This window comes from Paenibacillus athensensis, from assembly GCF_004514475.2.
GTDB lineage: Bacteria > Bacillota > Bacilli > Paenibacillales > NBRC-103111 > Paenibacillus_AL > Paenibacillus_AL athensensis.
On record NZ_MYFO02000009.1, the window covers coordinates 164,293 to 180,905 of the forward strand.

The window sequence follows — 16,613 nt, forward strand, 5'->3', positions numbered from 1 at the left end:
CAAGCGGAGTCTCCGGCCTGAGCCGGAAGGATATGGGTAAACCGACGAAGTCCGCCCCGCCGGGCGGCAGAAGGAGGAGGGGCGATTGACGGAAGCGGCGATTACCCTGGGCAACGATTTGGGCGAGCTGGACCGGCTGACGGCTTTTTTGAACAGCTGTGCGGAACAGTTCGGCATCGATGCGCGGACGTGCTTTCAACTGAATCTGGTCTGCGACGAGCTGGTAACCAACACGATTATGTATGGCTACAAAAATGAAGCGCCCGGCACGAAAGCAATTGACGTTGTACTGGGCGTGAGCGGCAGCGGGCTGACGCTGTTGCTGGTCGACGAAGGCATAGCCTTCAATCCGCTGGAGCGGGCCGAGGTGCGAACCGACCTGAGCGTCGAGGAGCGCGGGATCGGCGGCTTGGGCATTCATTTCGTACGTCAGGTGATGGATGAGCTGCATTATGAACGCAAGGACAATCAAAACAGATTGCGGCTGAGCAAAAAGCTGCAGGCCCCTTTGGAGGAGAATGAGCTATGAATATCAATGAACAAGCGCAAGGCGACGTAGTATTGCTGACGATTGGCGGACGATTGGACGGCAACTCTTCCAGCACGCTGGAGGCGCGGTTCCTGCAACTGGTGGAAGCGGGGAAAAGCAGGTTTGTATTCGATCTCGGCGAGCTGGAATACGTGAGCAGCGCCGGTTTGCGCAGCTTGCTGGTGGCCGCCAAGAAAACCAAGACGATTCAGGGGAAGCTGGCGCTGACTCGCATGACGGACAATGTGAAGGAAGTATTCGATATGTCCGGTTTCAGCGCGATTTTCTCCATTTACCCGACAGCGGACGAGGCGCTTGATGCGGTACGCTAACGGCGCTGAAGCACTGCGGCGTTGAGGCGTTGCAGGAAGAGGGGGAGCGGTGAGATGTACATCATAGCGGCAGGATTGATGGTGCTGGCGGTAGCGGCGCTGGCGGCGTGGGGCTGGAGCGAGCGGCGGCGGCAGGCGGCGGAGCGTGAGCTGACGCGGACGCTGCAGCTGTTCGAGGTCAGCCTGGAGGTAAACTCGACGATTTTAAAGCGCGATCTGCTGCAAAAAATTATGGAAACGTCGGAGCGCATCATGGACGCGGAAGCGTCTTCGGTCATTCTCGTCGATGCCGAGAAGGGCGATTTGTTTTTCGAGCTGGCGTTGGGCGGCAAGGGCGACGAGGTGCGGGAAATCCGGCTGAAGATGGGCGAAGGCATTGCCGGCTGGGTGGCGCAAACCGGAGAGCCGGTCAAGATCGACGATGCGGCCCGTGACGAGCGCTGGTCGTCCAAGGTGGCCAACCGCGTCGATTACGCCACGCGCACGATGCTGTGCGTGCCGCTGATGAGCAAGGGCGAGGTGATCGGCGTGCTGCAGGTGCTGAACAAGCGGGGCGGCAAAATTTTTAGCGACCGCGACTTGAAGCTGCTGCAATCGGTGGCTTCGCCGGCGGCAATGTCGCTGGAGAACGCTATGCTGTACGATGCGCTGGAGAAGTCGCTGCATGCGCTCAAGGACACGGTTGCGGCCAAAGAACGCATGGAGAGCGAGCTGCGCATCGCCAATCAGATCCAGATGGGCTTCCTGCCGCGCAGCGGCACGGCGTCTGCTCCGGCAGGCGTCGATGCGACGATTCGGCCGGCCCGCGAGGTTGGCGGCGATTTTTACGACTTTTTCCCGTTGGGGGATCATTGGTTGTTCTTTACGCTTGGCGATGTATCGGATAAGGGGATTCCGGCCGCGTTGTTCATGGCTGCCACGATGACGCTGATCAAGGGCAAGGTGCGCGAGGGCATGACGCCGGGCGAGCTGCTGACTCAGGTGAACCGCGAGCTGTATAAGGATGACTCGGCAATGTTTGCGACGATTTTTTGCGGGATGCTCGATACGGATTCGGGCCGTTTGCTGTATAGCGACGGCGGGCACTGCACGCCTTATGTGGTGAGGAGCGACGGTACAGTCGAGCCGCTGCGCGGGCGCAAAGGGCTGCCGCTGGGCGTCATGGACGACACGGAATATGCCGACAATGAAAACAGGCTGGAGGTGGGCGAACGGCTGGTGCTGTATACGGACGGCATTTCCGAAGCGGAGGATCCGCAGCAGCTGCAATACGGCACGGCGCGTTTGCAGGAGCTGCTCAGCCGGGAGCGGACCGGCGGGGCAACGCTGCTGAAAAGCATTGTCGCCGACGTCGACCGCTTCGCCCGCGGAGCGGTGCAGTCCGACGATATCGCGGTTTTGGCGATTGAGCGGACGCTGAGGGCGGGATAGACGACAGATTCGTGCGGTTTGACTTTGGAGGTCAATCGCCGGTGCCGTGGTGCCGGAAGCGAGCCCAAGGGCGTGCTGCAAAAGAGTCATTACGCACGTTATTGCGTCGGCGGACGGCAAAAAATGGCTCTCTCCAAAATTGCTAAAGTATGGTATAATGCTAGAAGAATGAACGAAGCGCCCGGAACGGATCGATGAAGGGGCGCTTCCGGTGTCCGATTAGGCGAAGGGGGATCTACATGCCGACCAACCACACACGAATCCAAAGAAGTCAGGAAGCCGCCGACATGCAGCGCAAGTCGACGGCTCATCAGTCTGAAGCAGCTGCTGCGGCGCGGACCGATACGGCTCCGTCATCCGGCGTGATGAACCTGCAGCGCTCGATCGGCAACCGGGCGCTGGGCAGCCTGCTCGGCTCGAAGATGACGATTCAGACGAAGATGACCGTAGGTCCGGTCGGCGATGTGTATGAACAGGAAGCCGACAAGATGGGCAAGATGGTAGCGGACCAGATTTCGGCGCAGGGAGCGGCGGGCGGCGGCGATTCGGTACAGCGCGACGATATGGAAGGCGAGGAAATCGCGACGAAGCCGATTGCAGGCATGGTGCAGCGCGAAGCGATGGAGGACGAAATCGCAACGAAGCCGATTGCAGGCATGGTGCAGCGCGAAGCGATGGAGGACGAAATCGCAACGAAGCCGATTGCGGGTATGGTGCAGCGCGAAGCGATGGAGGACGAGATCGCAACGAAGCCGATTGCGGGCATGGTGCAGCGCGAAGCGATGGAGGACGAAATCGCAACGAAGCCGATTGCAGGCATGGTGCAGCGCGAAGCGATGGAAGACGAAATCGCAACGAAGCCGATTGCAGGCATGGTGCAGCGCGAAGCGATGGAGGACGAAATCGCAACGAAGCCGATTGCAGGCATGGTGCAGCGCGAAGCGATGGAGGACGAAATCGCAACGAAGCCGATTGCGGGCATGGTGCAGCGCGAAGCGATGGAGGACGAGATCGCGACGAAGCCGATTGCGGGCATGGTGCAGCGCGAAGCTATGGAGGACGAGATCGCGACGAAGCCGATCTCGGGCATGGTGCAGCGCCAGGCGATGCCGCGGTCTGAGGACGGGTTTGATGCATCCGCGGGTGTTGAGTCCGAAATTAATTCGATGAAGGGCGGCGGCCAGAAGATGGACGGCGCGATTCAAGCGAAGATGGAATCGGCCTTTGGCGCGGATTTCAGCAATGTGAACATTCACACGGGCTCCAAGGCCAGCGAGGTGTCTGAATCGCTGGGCGCCGAAGCCTTTGCGACAGGGAATGATATTTTCTTCCGCGAGGGCAACTACAATCCGGATAGTCATAAAGGGCAGGAGCTGCTGGGACATGAATTGACGCATGTGCTGCAGCAGGGCTCGTAAGACCTAGCAGAGTAGATGATTGCGCCGAGCGCGTGCGCGCGGCGCGCAAGCATAAACCAACCGCCTGACGGTTCCCGACATGGGACGGTCAGGCGGTTTCTTCATGCGCGCGCGCCGCGGCGGGTTCCGCTGCCGCCGAGCGGGCAAAGCGGCTCAGGGCAGCCCCGAAGAGCGAGGCCAGCGATTGCTGGAACAGCATGGCGAGCACGACGGGGATGGCGACTGGCGGTGGGAAGTAGGCCACCGCCAGCACGGCGCCGGCGCTGATATTGCGCATGCCGGCGTTGAAGGTGAGCGCGACGGTCGTCTCGCGCGAACTGCGCATCAGGCGCGCCGCGAGCCAGCCGAGGACGTAGCCGAGCGCAGCGAGCGCGAGCACGAAGGCGGCGAGGCCGAGCAGGCGCGCATCGAGGCTGCGCAGGTAAGGGGCGACGACAGCGCCGTTGATGGCGACGACGAGGCCCATGCCAAGCTTGGAGAAGGGACCGAGTCGCGGTCCCCAGATGTCCTTGACGCGCCCATGCGTCCATTGATTCAGCAGCATGCCGAGCAGGGAAGGCAAGACGATCATCAGCACGAGGCCGCGCATCATGCCCAAGATGTCCATGTGCACGCGCGCGCCGACCAGCAGCTCTAGGGTGTAAGGCACAACAAAAGGGGCGAGCAAGGTGTCCAGCAAGATGATCGATAGCGTTAATACCGTACTGCCGCGATGAATGGTCACCCAGACGAAGCTGGTGATGCCGGTTGGAATGGCGGCGGCAAGCAGCAGGCCGGTGACCGTCAGCGGCTCGTTGCCATAGGCGGCATGCCCGAGCGCCCAAGCGAGCAGCGGCATGATGCCGTGTAGAATCAGCAAAGCGACGAATAACGGCGCAGGCTGGCGGAACACGCGAAGAAATTCCCGCAGGCTGGAGCCGATGCTGCCGGAAAAGGTCATGAAGGCAAAAATCCACGGGGACAGAAACGTATAGGGGGATAGATGACCGGAAGCGAGCACGCCAAGCGCAACGCTGAATGGCGTAATCAGCGGCAGGATGCGTTCAAGACGGCGGTTCAATTGTGTTAGCACAAGCCATAGCCTCCTTCAGCCGATCGAACAAGCTTCTCTGAGTGTAGCACAGGAAGAGGCATTCATAAATCCTTTCCGGCGTTGCTCGCTCATGCTATGATCGATTTTGCGTTCACAAAATGATACGCTGTACAAATACCTGACATTATTTTCGAATGGGGGAACAGGCATGAAGCGCAAACAAACGGCGCTGAATTCACTGTATTGGACGCAATTTCTGAGCGCGTTTGCGGACAATCTGAACTTTTTTATTATCATCGGGATTTTGACGCACCGCGGGGTTGCCAATCCGGAAGGGACGATTACGAATATCCAGATCGGATTTTTGCTCGGTTATGTGCTGTTGGCTCCGGTTGTCGGAGCGCTGGCCGACCGCAGGGCCAAATCGCAGGTGCTGTTGCTGGGCAATCTGTTCAAGGGAGCGGGCATGCTGCTGCTGATGCTCGGCGTATGGCCGATCCTCTGTTATGTGGTGCTCGGCATCGGCGCTGTGGTATATTCGCCGGCTAAATACGGCATTTTGACTGAATTGACGGACAGCGAGGACCAACTGCTGCGGGCCAACGCAATGGTGGAGGGATCGACGATTTTTGCGATTCTCCTTGGCACGGTCGTCGGGGGATTCCTCGCGACGGTGTCCGATGTGCTGGGCGTGGCTGTCTGTCTGGCGCTGTACATGCTTTCCCTTGCACTGACCTATGCGATTCCGCGTAAAGCCGGCAACCCGACGATTCGCTACGGGGCCTCGGCACGGCAGTTTTTCGGTGATATGCGCAAGGTGTTCGCGAATCCGCGGGCCCGCTTTTCGCTGATCAGCACCGGATCGTTCTGGCTGACAGCCTCCGTGCTGCGGATTGCTTTGATAGCCTGGCTACCGGCCAATCTCGGCATTGTCAAGACCTCGCAGCAGTCGCTGATGCTGGGCGTAACCGCTGTTGGCGTCGTGCTGAGCGCGTTCTTTATCCCGCGGCTGGTACCGGCCGGCAAGCTGCATCGCGCCTATATCTTCGGCTACGTTATGGTCGGCGCGCTGATGGCAACGGCGTATCAGCACAGTCTCGTGCTGACGATTATCCTGCTGATGCTGATCGGGATGTCCGGCGGCGTGTTTCTGATTCCGATGAATACGATGCTGCAGGAAGAGGGCAAAGCGCTGATCGGGGCGGGCAAAGCGATTGCGATTCAAAATTTCGTGGAAAATTCACTGACGGTGCTTGGCCTTGGCTTCTTCACAACGTTAAACGCACTGCACGTAGCCATTGACTTGTCCGTGGTCATTATGGGCTGTGTGCTGCTGTTGTTCTTATTGTATGTGCATTCCCAGCTGGGCAAGGTCAAACGCTGGGTTGCTGCGTCAGAGCGACCGGAGCGGGGGCATGGCGGCTAATGTCGCATGCGCTGACAGCTAGTAGGCCGAATGGGGGGTAAATTTTTTTCGACACTGTCATTTCGACAATGTTCGAAGGGAATGTTTAGTATGATCATTTCGGAGTTGGGGTCAAGCGTAATAGCAACATCTAATGAACAAGCAAAAGGATGGAGTCGACAGATGAGAGAGAGAGATTGTGCACAGTTCATGTTTTCGCGGCTTGAGGTGATTTCCCAAAAGCATGAACGGCTGATGACGCAGCTAAGCGTCAATCTGGAGCGCATTGAAATTTCGCAGCGGCTGCTCTCGCTGAACAAGGAAAAAATGAATTTGCTTCGCCAGCGTATGCATGAAATCCGCAAAATCCAGCCGCTTTCCGATAACGTGCTGGAGCAGCATTATGAGCTGCAATGGTCGAAATAGATGTGAAAAGCCCGGCGCTGCCGGGCGTGGCGGATCAGCGCCGGGCCGGTCGCAAGCGCAGCTTCAGGTTGTATGCAGCTGTCTGGACACCTGATCCAGTTGTTCCAGAATTAAATTCACGTACATATCTTTATGGGCTTCAATCAAATCCGGGCGGATCACAGCAAACCATTCTTTGATCAGCTCCAGTGAACGGAGCGCCTCCCGCTGCTGGTCGCTGCCGATGTTGGCTGCAGACGGCATAACGGCTTTCTGCGGCTGTGGAGCCGCCGCCGATTCGGCGAGCTTCAGCGCAAAGCGCGGCGACAGCAGTCCGATCTCGCTGCGGCTGGTCTGTTCAAGCCGGCCCAACTGCTGACGCAGCTCCTGAATCGTAACTTCAATGTCGGAGAGGCGCTCCTGCTTCGGGATCAGCACGAGGTGGCCAACGGCAGCGCTCGTCTGCCCATCCCCCGGCTCCCAGGTCTGATACACCTCAAACGAGCGCAGCGGCCCGTCGACGGTCGGCCAATTAAGCTCAAGCTGCAAGCCGGAGCAGCCGGGCTGCACATACTGCCGGGCTTTGCCGACGGAGCCGGGGTCGAGCCAGTCGGCGAGGCCGGTTCCCGGCGCAAACAAGCGCTGCGCGGACTCAGACATCGCCAGAACCTGCCACTCAGGGGTCACGCATAAATAAGGAACCGGCATGGCCGGGAAGCGGCTGATGTTGGTAGGCGATGTTAAGCATCCCGGTCAGACGGCCGCCCACCATAACCAGCGGTTTGTGGTGCAGGCTCTCCAGCTCGTTGATGTAAGACGTGATTTGCGGCAAATGGTAGACGATCGACACGGAAAGACCGATCACGCCCGGCTTCCAGCCCAAAGCCGATTGTACGGCGTATTCCAGCGGCAGATTAGGTCCCAGATACCTGACCTCCCAGCCGAATTCCTGAAAGCTGGAGCTGATGATTTTCAAACCGAGTTAATGCTGCTCGCCTTCCAGGCAAAAAAAAATCGCCTCCTAGGCAAAAAAAAATCGCCTTCCGGCGTCCGGCGCATAAGAGTCGGGTTCGATCAGGGCATTGTAACGGGCGATCATCATGTCGCAAAGCGCAGAAGCCAGGTGCTCATCGGCAACTGTGATCCAATTCTGCTCCCACAAGTAGCCGATATGACGCATGGCGTCGCTAAAAAGCTTGTCAAAGATATACAGGCTATTCTTGCCGGCATCGATATGCTCCTGCACGAAGTCCCAGATGTTTCGGGCATTCCCCGCAAGCAAAAGCCCCGACAACTGCTCGGCTGTTGAATACATGGGGATGTCACACCTTTGTATAAGGATTGGATATTTATTCGTTTGACTATCTACCAGCACTTAGCTATCATTGTAAATACAACTAATCGTTTCCGTATAAAGGAGTTAAAACGTAATGTCCACTCATAGACTTGCTGCTGACTCCGCGGTACCGAAGAATAAGGCTCAAACCGCCGAGGGGCAGATACATAACGCATATATTGTAGGAATCGGCGCTTCGGCCGGAGGGTTGGAGGCTCTGGAGCAATTCTTCAATCATATGCATCCGCGAAGCGGCATGAGCTTTGTCATTATTCAGCATTTGTCTCCCCATTATAAGAGCTTTATGGCGGAGTTGCTAGCTTCACATACTTCCATGAATATTGAATTGGCTGAAGACGGCATGATCATCCATCCGAATCATGTCTATTTATTGCCGCCGAGTAAAAATATGACCATCCAGCAAGGTAGGCTGGCATTGATTGATGTTGTCCCGAAAGCGGGGCTCAATTTGCCGATCGACCTTTTTTTGCATTCTCTGGCACAGGAGCGCGGGGCGCATGCTATCGCGGTCATTTTGTCGGGAACCGGCAGCGACGGCTCCAAGGGGATTGCTGCGATTAAAGAAGCGGGCGGTCTGGTGTTTGTCCAGGACGAGGAAACGGCCAAATTCGACGGCATGCCGACGAGCGCCCGCCTGACCGGACATGTCGATGCCGTGCTGGCGCCCGGAGAAATGGCCGACAAGCTGCTGGCCATTAGCCGAAACCGGACGACGTCGGCGCAGATCGAGCTGGATTTCTCCTCAAAAAATCAAACCGATTTATATATCAAACAGATTTTCGATCTGATCAAGCAGACGAGCGGCATCGATTTTAATTATTATAAACGCAATAGCGTATTCCGGCGGATCGAACGGCGCATGATGCTGTGCAACATCGGCACGCTGGCGAGCTATACGGAATTTCTCACGCAAAGCAAAAGCGAGCTCGGCGCGCTGCGCAAGGATCTGCTGATTGGCGTCACGCAGTTTTTCCGCGATGCGGAAGCGTTTGAAATCATCGAAAAAAAAGTGCTTCCGGCACTATTTGAGCAAAAAAAGCACGACCGCGAGATGCGTGTCTGGATTGCCGGCTGTTCAACCGGCGAGGAGGCGTATTCGCTGGCGATTCTGATCAGGGAATATATGGACAAGGTTGGCGAGGAATATACGGTCAAAATGTTTGCCACCGATCTTGACAAGGATTCGGTGGAATTCGCCGGGCATGGCATCTACCCGGAAAGTGCGGTGAAGGGCGTTCCGCCGGTGCTGCTGGAGCGGTATTTCACGAAGGACGAAGAAACGTACCGGATTAGCAAGGAGCTGCGCAAAATGATTGTGTTTGCGCAGCATAACATTACGAAGGACCCGCCGTTCAGCAATCTGGATCTGATTACGTGCCGCAACATGCTGATTTATTTGCAGCCGGACATGCAGCGCAAGGTGCTGTCGCTGTTCCATTTTGTGCTGAATTCGAAGGGCGTGCTGTTTCTCGGTCCGAGCGAAAGCATTGGCCGGCTGACGCACCAGTTTGAGCCGGTGGACCGCAGGTGGAATATTTTCCAGCACAAGCGTTTGAAGGACAGCCATTTGTCCGGCTACATGGACGTGTCGAGTGAAGTGCGAGAGGTGCGGTCGGCGCGACAGCCGGTCAAGGTGTACCCGCATATTCATGACGAGCAGACGTTTCGGCGTGCAGACGATATATATACGGTGTTTGTGGACGAGCATATGCCTCCGTGCATGGTCATCGACGAAAACAATGAAATCATCCATTTGAGCGGCAACGTCAACCCGTATTTGACGCCGGCCCGAGGCAAGCCCAGCTGGAACCTGTATAAAATGGTCGAGCCGCATCTATCGGTTGCGATTGCTACGGCGTTCCAGCGCGTTCGGCGCGACAAGCTGCCGGTCGTCTATAAAGCGATCAAGCTGCATAACCGCGGCGGCGAGGACGCAGCGATCAATCTGACGATCAAGCCGTTCTCTGACCGCAGCAAGGAGCTGGAGAAGCTGGCGCTGGTTATTTTCGAGCCGGTTGCTGTCCCGCCGGCCATTCAGGAAGAGGTCGTACGCGAGACGACCTTCGATATTACCAGCAACGTTAATCAGCGGGTCATTGAGCTGGAGATGGAGCTGCAGCGCGCCGAGGAAACCTTGCAGGCCACGGTCGAGGAGCTGGAGACGTCCAACGAGGAGCTGCAGGCGACAAACGAAGAGCTGGTGGCGGCCAACGAGGAGCTGCAAAGCACCAACGAAGAGCTGCAGTCGGTGAACGAGGAGCTGGTGACGGTCAATACCGAATACCAGTACAAGATTCAAGAGCTGACCGAGCTGAACAACGACATGAACAACTTCCTGGTCAGCACCAAAATCGGCACGATTTTTCTCGATAAAAATATGTGCATCCGCCGCTTTACGCCAGCGATTACGAAGGAAATCAATCTGCTCGACGTCGATTACGGACGTCCGATCAGCCATATCTCGCACAACTTCAAGTCGGAAAATCTGGTCAAGGAAGCAAAAAAAGTGCTGCGGACGCTCACGCCCTTGGAAAAGGAAGTGCAGAGCACCAGCGGCAAGTGGTACAGCATGCGCATCCTGCCTTATCGGACAGCTGACAATTTCATCAGCGGCATCGTTATCACGTTCGTGGACATTACCGAGCTGAAGCGGGCGAACGCCGAGCTGGTCAAGCTCAGCTATGCCATTGAGCAAAGCCCGAGCATTGCGGTCATTAGCGATCTTGAAGGCCGGGTCGAATACGTCAACCCGCATTACTCCAAGCTGACCGGCTATACGCTGGACGAGGTGATGGGCCGCAACCTGCGTTTTCTGAATACGTGGGAGAACGGCGAGGTGTCGTATCAGGAAATCTGGGAAACGGTGAACAACGGGCATATTTGGACGGGCGAGCTGGAAAGCCAGAAGAAAAACGGCGAGGTGTATTGGGAATCCGTCCGTATTCTGCCGATCAAAAATAAAAAGGGCAAAACGATTCAATATCTCAAGGTAGCCGAGGATATTACGGATCGGCGCAATAGCGAGGAGCTGCTGCGCAAATCGGAAATGCTCTCGGCGATCGGACAGCTCGCGGCGGGCATCGCGCACGAAATTCGCAACCCGTTGACGGCGCTCAAGGGCTTTACGAAGCTGCTGACGACCGGCATTCATAATGAAAGCTACATCCGCGTCATGAGCGAGGAGCTGAACCGCATCGAGGAAATCGTCAGCGAGCTGCTGGTGCTCGCCAAGCCGCAGGCGCTGGAGTTTGCCGCAAAGTCCGTGGCTGCGATCTGCCGCGACGTGATTATGCTGCTGGATACGCAGGCGATCATGAACAATATCGAGATTGCATTCGAAGCGCCGGAGACGGGCGTCGAGGTCCATTGCGTCGAAAATCAGCTCAAGCAGGTGTTTATCAACATTCTCAAAAACGCCATTGAAGCGATGCCGGGCGGCGGCCATATTATCGTACGCATCGAGCCGGACAGCCATCGCCAGCTAACGGTATCGATTATCGACCACGGTGTAGGTATCCCGGAGAACAAGCTGCCGCGGCTGGGCGAACCGTTTTACTCGACCAAGGATAAAGGGACGGGGCTGGGCCTTATGGTCAGCTGCAAAATCATCGAGAATCATCAAGGCTCGATCGCCTTTGCCAGCGAGCAGGGCAAGGGGACCACAGTTAGCATAACGCTGCCCTTGTATGCCGGCGGTTAACCGGACCTGGGCGGAAAAAATAGTATTTGCAAGCTGTTGGGATCGTGCTATGATAAGAAGCGAATAGAAGCATATGGAAAATCACTAGGGGCGCCGAAAGGCTGAGACAGAGCAATCTGGACCCTTTGAACCTGAACTGGGTTATACCAGCGGAGGAAAGTGGACTTTCGGCGGCGTGCGTGCACAGGTACGGACGATGTGTTGAAAAGAGAGCGACAACCACTTTTCTTTGGGAAAGTGGTTTTTTTGTTGTTTCGGACCTGCGGTGTGGAGAGGAGGCGGCACATGAGGCAGCGACGAGAATTGCATGCAGTGACTACGGGCCGGCAAGCTATGGAATTACTGACGGCGATTGCAGCAGCTATTCATCCTTATGTGACGGCCATTCATGTGCGGGAAAAGCATTTGAGCGCTGCGGCGCTGCAAGCGTTAGCCGAGCGGCTTCTGGCGGCCGGCGTGCCCGGCGAGCGGCTGTACTTGAACGGCCGGCTGCAGGTTGCGCGGGACATGGGGCTTGGCGGCGTTCAGCTGCCGGGCGATTGGCCAAAGCTGGAACGCGCAGGGCAGACCGATGCGGGCAGCTTGCGCATTGGCGTGTCGGTCCACAGCGTGAAGGAAGCGCTGGAGCGCGAACGGGAAGGCGCCGATTACGTGCTGTACGGCCATATCTATGCGACGGACTCCAAGCTTGGGTTACCGCCGCGCGGGCTGGAGGGCTTGCGTGAGTTGACCTTGCGGACACGAGTGCCGGTGGTCGCTATTGGCGGAATCACGCCGCTGAACGCTGCAGCCGTCTGCGCGGCCGGCGCGGCCGGCGTCGCCGTCATGAGCGGCATCTGGGAGGCGGACGATCCTGTGCAGGCTGCAGAGACTTATGCCCTTGCGCTGCAAGGGACAGGAGGGAGAGGATGAGCAGAATGGACGACGTCATTGTGATCGGCGGCGGCGTGATCGGCTGCTCCATCGCGTATCAGCTGGCCGGACGCGGGCTGGCGGTGACGGTGCTGGAGCGCGGCCGGCTCGGTGGCGAAGCGACGGCCGCTGCCGCGGGAATGCTCGGCGCGCAAGCCGAGATGGACGAAACGGGACCGCTGTTCCAGCTGTCCCGTTGGAGCCGTTCGCTCTTCCCGCAGCTGGCGGAAGAGCTGGGGGCGCTGACGGGCATCGGCATCGGCCTCGTCCGCGAAGGGCTCCTGCACCTCGCCGTAGACGAGGCGCAGGAGCAGGAGCTGCGGGCCCGCGCTGCGCTGCAGCGGGCCGCGGGCGAAACGGCGGCGTGGCTGGACGCCGCCGAAGCCGTCCGGCTGGAGCCTGCGCTCAGCCGGGAGCTGCGCGGGGCGCTCTACCTGCCGTCCGACGGACAGGTAGAGGCCCCGCAGCTGGCGCGCGCGCTGGCTGCGGGAGCCGCGCTGCGCGGAGCGCGCCTGCGCGAGTATGCGCAGGCGCAGGAGCTGCTCGTCGAGCGGGGGCGCGTCGTCGGGGTATTGACCGACGACGGCCCGCGGTACGCCGAGCGGGTGGTGGCGGCCGCAGGCGTGTGGAGCGGCCGGCTGCTTAGCGGCATCGGAGCCGAGCTGCCGCTGGCGCCGGTGAAGGGCGAGTGCTTTTCGGTGCTCGCCTCGCCGGGGCTGCTGCGCCGGACGTTGTTCACGCCCGGCTGCTATATCGTGCCGAAGGCCGGAGGCCGGCTGGTTGTCGGCGCAACGATGCAGCCCGGCAGCTACGACCGCCGGGTGTCGCTCGCCGGGATTGCCGGCTTGATGCAGACGGCACAGCGGCTGCTGCCCGCGATCGGCGAAGCCGAATGGGAGCGGGCATGGTCCGGTCTGCGCCCGCAAAGCGCAGACGGGCTGCCGTACCTCGGCGCTGTGCCGGGGTACGAGGGGCTGTACGTGGCGGCGGGGCATTACCGCAACGGGATTTTGCTGGCGCCGGCCACAGGCGTGTGGCTGGCGGCGCTGGTCGCCGGCGGCCCGGCCGAGGCGGCGGAGCTGCTGGCGCGCGAGGAGCGGCAGCGGCCCGGTGCGGGCAGCTGGGCCGCGGCGTGCCAGGCGGAGCGGTTGGGCGCGGAGGCGGCGCTTGGCTAAGCGGAGCGTCGGAGTGCAACCGTCGAGCCGGTTGTGGCTGGGCGGAGCGTCGGAGGGCGACCGCCGGTCCGGTTGTGGTGGAGCGGAGTGTCGGAGGCCAACGTCGAGCTGGTTGTAGCGGGGCGGAGCGTCAGAGGCCAACGTCGAGCCGGTTGTAGCGGGGCGGAGCGTCGGAGGTCGAGCGCTGGGACGGTTGTAGCGGAGCGGAGCGTCGGAGGGCAACCGCCGAGCTGGTCGTAGCGGGGCGGAGTTCGAGGGCGTGTAGGTTGGACGCGGGCGAAAGTGGCGGGAGTTAGGTGCGATGTAGTGCTGAGTGGAGTGTAAACGGAGCTTGCCCGGTGTGCCGGGCGGAATAACAAGCCGAGACCGCACCGTAGCATGTCTGCACACGACGGAGCGGCCTGGCGTAGAGGGAGTGCAGATTGCATTGGCCGTAGCGGAGCGGACAGAGCAGCTGAGCGCGAACCTGTTCCTGAGCGTAACCGACGCGGAAAGCGGCTTGGCCGCAAGCCGCGCGGGTTGGAGGTGACACGCACCTGCGGACGCTTGCGGCGGGAGAGCAACTAGCGGGAATTGGCGCGGGTCGGCGGTTTATTTTTCACAAAGTAAGGGAGCCGAAGGGGGCGCTGTGCTGGGTACATAATGGATCTATACCGAACCCCGGTATGGTTTCGACAAAAAGCGAGAGTATGCACGGAGCTGAGGTCCGCCCTGTCAGACGGGGAATAACAGCAAACAAAGCAAAAGGAGGCAGCGCTTATGAGGCTGCAGATTAACGGGGACGCGCTGGAGGTGCCGGATCATGTGGCGACGGTGACGGAGCTGCTGGAGCATTTTCAGCTTGGCAACAAGATGCTGGTGGTCGAGCTGGACGGTGTGATTTTGGATAGAAATGTTCACGGGGATACGAGGCTGCCGGCGGGCAGCAAAATCGAAATTGTTCATTTTGTCGGAGGAGGCTGATGGATATGCTGCAAATCGGACCGCATTTATTTTCATCCCGGCTGCTGTTGGGTACGGGGAAGTTTCCGGATTTTCAGGTGCAAAAGCAGGCGGTGGAGGTCAGCGAGGCGCAAATTTTGACCTTTGCAGTGCGCCGGATGAATATTTTTGAAGCGAGTCAGCCGAATTTTTTATCGCTGCTCGATCCGGCGTCGTTTACGCTGCTGCCGAATACGGCGGGAGCCAAAACCGCCGAGGAAGCGGTGCGCATTGCCAAGCTGGCCAAGGCGTCGGGGCTGTGCGACATGATCAAGGTCGAGGTAATCGGCGACGACAAGACGCTGCTGCCCGATCCGTTGGAGACGCTGCGGGCGTCGGAGATGCTTTTGGCGGAAGGGTTTATCGTGCTGCCGTACACGTCGGACGACGTGCTGCTGGCCAAGCGGCTACAGGAGCTGGGCGTTCACGCGATCATGCCGGGCGCGTCGCCGATCGGCTCGGGGCAAGGGATTGTGAATCCGTTGAATTTGAGTTTTATTATCGAGCAGGCGACGGTGCCGGTGATCGTCGATGCGGGCATTGGCGCGCCGTCGGATGCGGCTTTGGCGATGGAGCTGGGATCGGACGGCGTGCTGCTCAATACCGCGGTGTCGGGGGCCAAGGACCCGGTCAAAATGGCGCTGGCGATGAAGCTGGCGATCGAGGCCGGTCGAGCCGGCTTTGAGGCGGGACGTATCCCTAAAAAGCGCTACGCTTCGGCGAGCAGCCCGGTCGAGGGCATGAGCCGGGTGTAGCCGGGAAGAGCCGGGGTCTGCCGGTGGGCAGAGGTGAGAAGATGTGCGGCGTCAGGCAGCCGGGCGTCCGGTCAGTGCGGACGGGTGTCTGATGTGTTTCGTTGGGCTGCGAGCAGGTGCGAGCGGCTGTGGGGGCTGCTTTTTACATGTCAAAGATCAACAGGGAGATGACGTAATGGCTGTGGCAAAAGCGTTGACGATTGCGGGCTCGGACAGCGGCGGCGGCGCGGGGCTGCAGGCTGATCTCAAAACGTTTCAGGAGCTGGGCGTGTACGGCATGTCGGTCGTAACGGCGGTTACCGCGCAAAATACGCTTGGCGTGCATGGGGTGTATCCGCTGTCGGTCGATGCGGTTGAGCGGCAGCTTTGGGCGTTGGGCGAGGATTTGCCGCCGGATGCGCTGAAAACGGGGATGCTGCACGACGGCGATTTGATTCGCGTGACGGCTGAAGCGGTTCGGCGCTACGGCTGGGGGCGGCTGGTGATCGATCCGGTGATGCTGGCCAAGGGCGGTGCGGCGCTGCTGCGTCCGGAGGCTGTGGCTGCGCTGATCGGGTGTCTGCTGCCGCTGGCGGCGCTGGTTACGCCGAATTTGCCGGAAGCGGAGGCGCTTAGCGGGCTGCGGATTACCGACGACGCTTCGCGCCGATCGGCTGCGCTGCGCATACATGCGTATGGCGCTGCCTGTGTGGTGATCAAGGGTGGCCATGACGAAGGGGATGCGGCGCAGTCGACGGATCTTTTGTATGATGGGGAACGTTTTGTGACGTTCACGGGTCCGCGGTTGGCGACGCGGCACACGCACGGGACGGGCTGCACGTTTGCGGCGGCGGCGGCGGCGGGCCTGGCCCGCGGGCAGACGGTGGCGGAAGCGGTCGGGCTGGCGAAGCGTTTTGTGCAGGCGGCGTTGGCGGAGCCGCTTGAGCTGGGCGGCGGTCACGGGCCGACGAATCACTGGGCGTACCGGTGGCAGGCTGCGGCGCGAAGCGACGGGTTTGGCGTGGATGGCGGCGGGGCGGCCGGGCGTAATGGGGCGCAGGCGTATGGGAGCGCTGAAGCAGATGCCGATGCAAGTGCTTGGGCCGGGCGAGTAGAGGCGGCGGCTGGTACGGGTGCGGTTAGGAGCGCAGGCGTGAGTGCAAGTGCGAGTGCAGGCGCAGGCGCAGCAAGTGCAGGCATG

The 16,613-nt window shown here is 59.6% G+C and carries 16 protein-coding genes, 1 pseudogene and 1 riboswitch; of the genes and pseudogenes, 13 read left to right on the forward strand and 4 right to left on the reverse strand.

The genetic code is table 11. The features are described from left to right. Positions 1-85 precede the first annotated feature (85 nt). The 4 genes from B5M42_RS17030 to B5M42_RS17045 all read left to right on the forward strand — a co-directional run bounded on the left by B5M42_RS17030 (position 86) and on the right by B5M42_RS17045 (position 3,710). The gene (locus tag B5M42_RS17030) at positions 86-529 is read left to right on the forward strand and encodes an ATP-binding protein (protein ID WP_134757686.1); all 444 of its coding nucleotides are present in this window, start codon (positions 86-88) and stop codon (positions 527-529) included. After that, entirely contained in the window at positions 526-861 is a 336-nt protein-coding gene (locus B5M42_RS17035) for an STAS domain-containing protein (protein ID WP_134757684.1), read from the forward strand. The genes B5M42_RS17030 and B5M42_RS17035 overlap by 4 nt, the downstream gene beginning before the upstream one ends. A 54-nt stretch (positions 862-915) precedes the next feature. Then, entirely contained in the window at positions 916-2,292 is a 1,377-nt protein-coding gene (locus B5M42_RS17040; protein WP_134757682.1) for a PP2C family protein-serine/threonine phosphatase, read from the forward strand. A 239-nt stretch (positions 2,293-2,531) separates the two neighbouring features. Then, complete coding sequence (locus B5M42_RS17045; RefSeq protein ID WP_230632964.1) at positions 2,532-3,710, forward strand: eCIS core domain-containing protein; 1,179 nt, start codon at positions 2,532-2,534, stop codon at positions 3,708-3,710. 88 nt (positions 3,711-3,798) lie between these two features. Here B5M42_RS17045 and B5M42_RS17050 read toward each other — a convergent pair whose 3' ends face one another. Next, positions 3,799-4,782, reverse strand: a complete 984-nt coding sequence (locus B5M42_RS17050; RefSeq protein ID WP_134757678.1) for a bile acid:sodium symporter family protein — start codon at positions 4,780-4,782, stop codon at positions 3,799-3,801. Positions 4,783-4,951: 169 nt separating this feature from the next. Between B5M42_RS17050 and lplT the strand changes: the two genes are divergently transcribed. Together lplT and B5M42_RS17060 are read left to right on the forward strand one after the other, a co-directional pair. Beyond that, positions 4,952-6,169, forward strand: coding sequence for a lysophospholipid transporter LplT (lplT, locus tag B5M42_RS17055; RefSeq protein ID WP_134757676.1), 1,218 nt, complete (start codon positions 4,952-4,954; stop codon positions 6,167-6,169). A gap of 162 nt (positions 6,170-6,331) precedes the next feature. Beyond that, positions 6,332-6,574 (forward strand): hypothetical protein, encoded by a 243-nt coding sequence (locus B5M42_RS17060; protein WP_134757674.1) that lies wholly within the window; start codon positions 6,332-6,334, stop codon positions 6,572-6,574. A gap of 63 nt (positions 6,575-6,637) precedes the next feature. Here the strand turns inward: B5M42_RS17060 and B5M42_RS17065 are convergent, their stop codons facing one another. From B5M42_RS17065 to B5M42_RS17075, 3 genes are read right to left on the reverse strand one after another with little or no spacing between them, the layout of a single operon-like run. Further along, complete coding sequence (locus B5M42_RS17065) at positions 6,638-7,213, reverse strand: hypothetical protein (RefSeq protein ID WP_134757672.1); 576 nt, start codon at positions 7,211-7,213, stop codon at positions 6,638-6,640. A gap of 16 nt (positions 7,214-7,229) precedes the next feature. Further along, the gene (locus B5M42_RS17070; RefSeq protein WP_134757670.1) at positions 7,230-7,529 is read right to left on the reverse strand and encodes a cobalamin B12-binding domain-containing protein; all 300 of its coding nucleotides are present in this window, start codon (positions 7,527-7,529) and stop codon (positions 7,230-7,232) included. Positions 7,530-7,574: 45 nt separating this feature from the next. Next, the gene (locus B5M42_RS17075; protein ID WP_134757668.1) at positions 7,575-7,868 is read right to left on the reverse strand and encodes a B12-binding domain-containing protein; all 294 of its coding nucleotides are present in this window, start codon (positions 7,866-7,868) and stop codon (positions 7,575-7,577) included. 115 nt (positions 7,869-7,983) lie between these two features. Here B5M42_RS17075 and B5M42_RS17080 point away from each other — a divergent pair, with 115 nt between their 5' ends. From B5M42_RS17080 to thiD, 7 genes and pseudogenes are all read left to right on the forward strand, one after another. Further along, the gene (locus B5M42_RS17080; protein ID WP_134757666.1) at positions 7,984-11,610 is read left to right on the forward strand and encodes a CheR family methyltransferase; all 3,627 of its coding nucleotides are present in this window, start codon (positions 7,984-7,986) and stop codon (positions 11,608-11,610) included. 76 nt (positions 11,611-11,686) lie between these two features. Beyond that, positions 11,687-11,785: riboswitch (TPP riboswitch) on the forward strand. Between the two features lie 110 nt (positions 11,786-11,895). Further along, the gene (locus tag B5M42_RS17085; RefSeq protein WP_134757664.1) at positions 11,896-12,522 is read left to right on the forward strand and encodes a thiamine phosphate synthase; all 627 of its coding nucleotides are present in this window, start codon (positions 11,896-11,898) and stop codon (positions 12,520-12,522) included. Continuing rightward, a complete protein-coding gene (gene thiO / locus B5M42_RS17090; RefSeq protein ID WP_134757662.1) occupies positions 12,519-13,697 on the forward strand; it encodes a glycine oxidase ThiO in 1,179 nt (392 codons plus the stop codon). Before B5M42_RS17085 ends, thiO begins: the two co-directional genes overlap by 4 nt. Before the next feature lie 340 nt (positions 13,698-14,037). Further along, positions 14,038-14,226 (forward strand): hypothetical protein, encoded by a 189-nt coding sequence (locus B5M42_RS17095; RefSeq protein WP_134757778.1) that lies wholly within the window; start codon positions 14,038-14,040, stop codon positions 14,224-14,226. 230 nt (positions 14,227-14,456) lie between these two features. After that, positions 14,457-14,660, forward strand: coding sequence for a sulfur carrier protein ThiS (gene thiS, locus B5M42_RS17100; protein ID WP_134757776.1), 204 nt, complete (start codon positions 14,457-14,459; stop codon positions 14,658-14,660). Positions 14,661-14,665: 5 nt separating this feature from the next. Continuing rightward, entirely contained in the window at positions 14,666-15,433 is a 768-nt protein-coding gene (locus B5M42_RS17105; RefSeq protein ID WP_134757774.1) for a thiazole synthase, read from the forward strand. 175 nt (positions 15,434-15,608) lie between these two features. Further along, positions 15,609-16,400, forward strand: a pseudogene (gene thiD / locus B5M42_RS17110) (bifunctional hydroxymethylpyrimidine kinase/phosphomethylpyrimidine kinase); the annotation flags it as partial. Positions 16,401-16,613: the final 213 nt, after the last annotated feature.

Bases quoted from the DNA above. Each gene is read 5' to 3' on its own strand.
- B5M42_RS17035 (WP_134757684.1), top strand. From the start codon at position 526: ATGAATATCAATGAACAAGCGCAAGGCGACGTAGTATTGCTGACGATT.
- B5M42_RS17040 (WP_134757682.1), top strand. From the start codon at position 916: ATGTACATCATAGCGGCAGGATTGATGGTGCTGGCGGTAGCGGCGCTG.
- B5M42_RS17045 (WP_230632964.1), top strand. From the start codon at position 2,532: ATGCCGACCAACCACACACGAATCCAAAGAAGTCAGGAAGCCGCCGAC.
- lplT (WP_134757676.1), top strand. From the start codon at position 4,952: ATGAAGCGCAAACAAACGGCGCTGAATTCACTGTATTGGACGCAATTT.
- B5M42_RS17060 (WP_134757674.1), top strand. From the start codon at position 6,332: ATGAGAGAGAGAGATTGTGCACAGTTCATGTTTTCGCGGCTTGAGGTG.
- B5M42_RS17065 (WP_134757672.1), bottom strand. From the start codon at position 7,213: ATGTCTGAGTCCGCGCAGCGCTTGTTTGCGCCGGGAACCGGCCTCGCC.
- B5M42_RS17075 (WP_134757668.1), bottom strand. From the start codon at position 7,868: ATGTATTCAACAGCCGAGCAGTTGTCGGGGCTTTTGCTTGCGGGGAAT.
- B5M42_RS17080 (WP_134757666.1), top strand. From the start codon at position 7,984: ATGTCCACTCATAGACTTGCTGCTGACTCCGCGGTACCGAAGAATAAG.
- B5M42_RS17085 (WP_134757664.1), top strand. From the start codon at position 11,896: ATGAGGCAGCGACGAGAATTGCATGCAGTGACTACGGGCCGGCAAGCT.
- thiO (WP_134757662.1), top strand. From the start codon at position 12,519: ATGAGCAGAATGGACGACGTCATTGTGATCGGCGGCGGCGTGATCGGC.
- thiS (WP_134757776.1), top strand. From the start codon at position 14,457: ATGAGGCTGCAGATTAACGGGGACGCGCTGGAGGTGCCGGATCATGTG.
- B5M42_RS17105 (WP_134757774.1), top strand. From the start codon at position 14,666: ATGCTGCAAATCGGACCGCATTTATTTTCATCCCGGCTGCTGTTGGGT.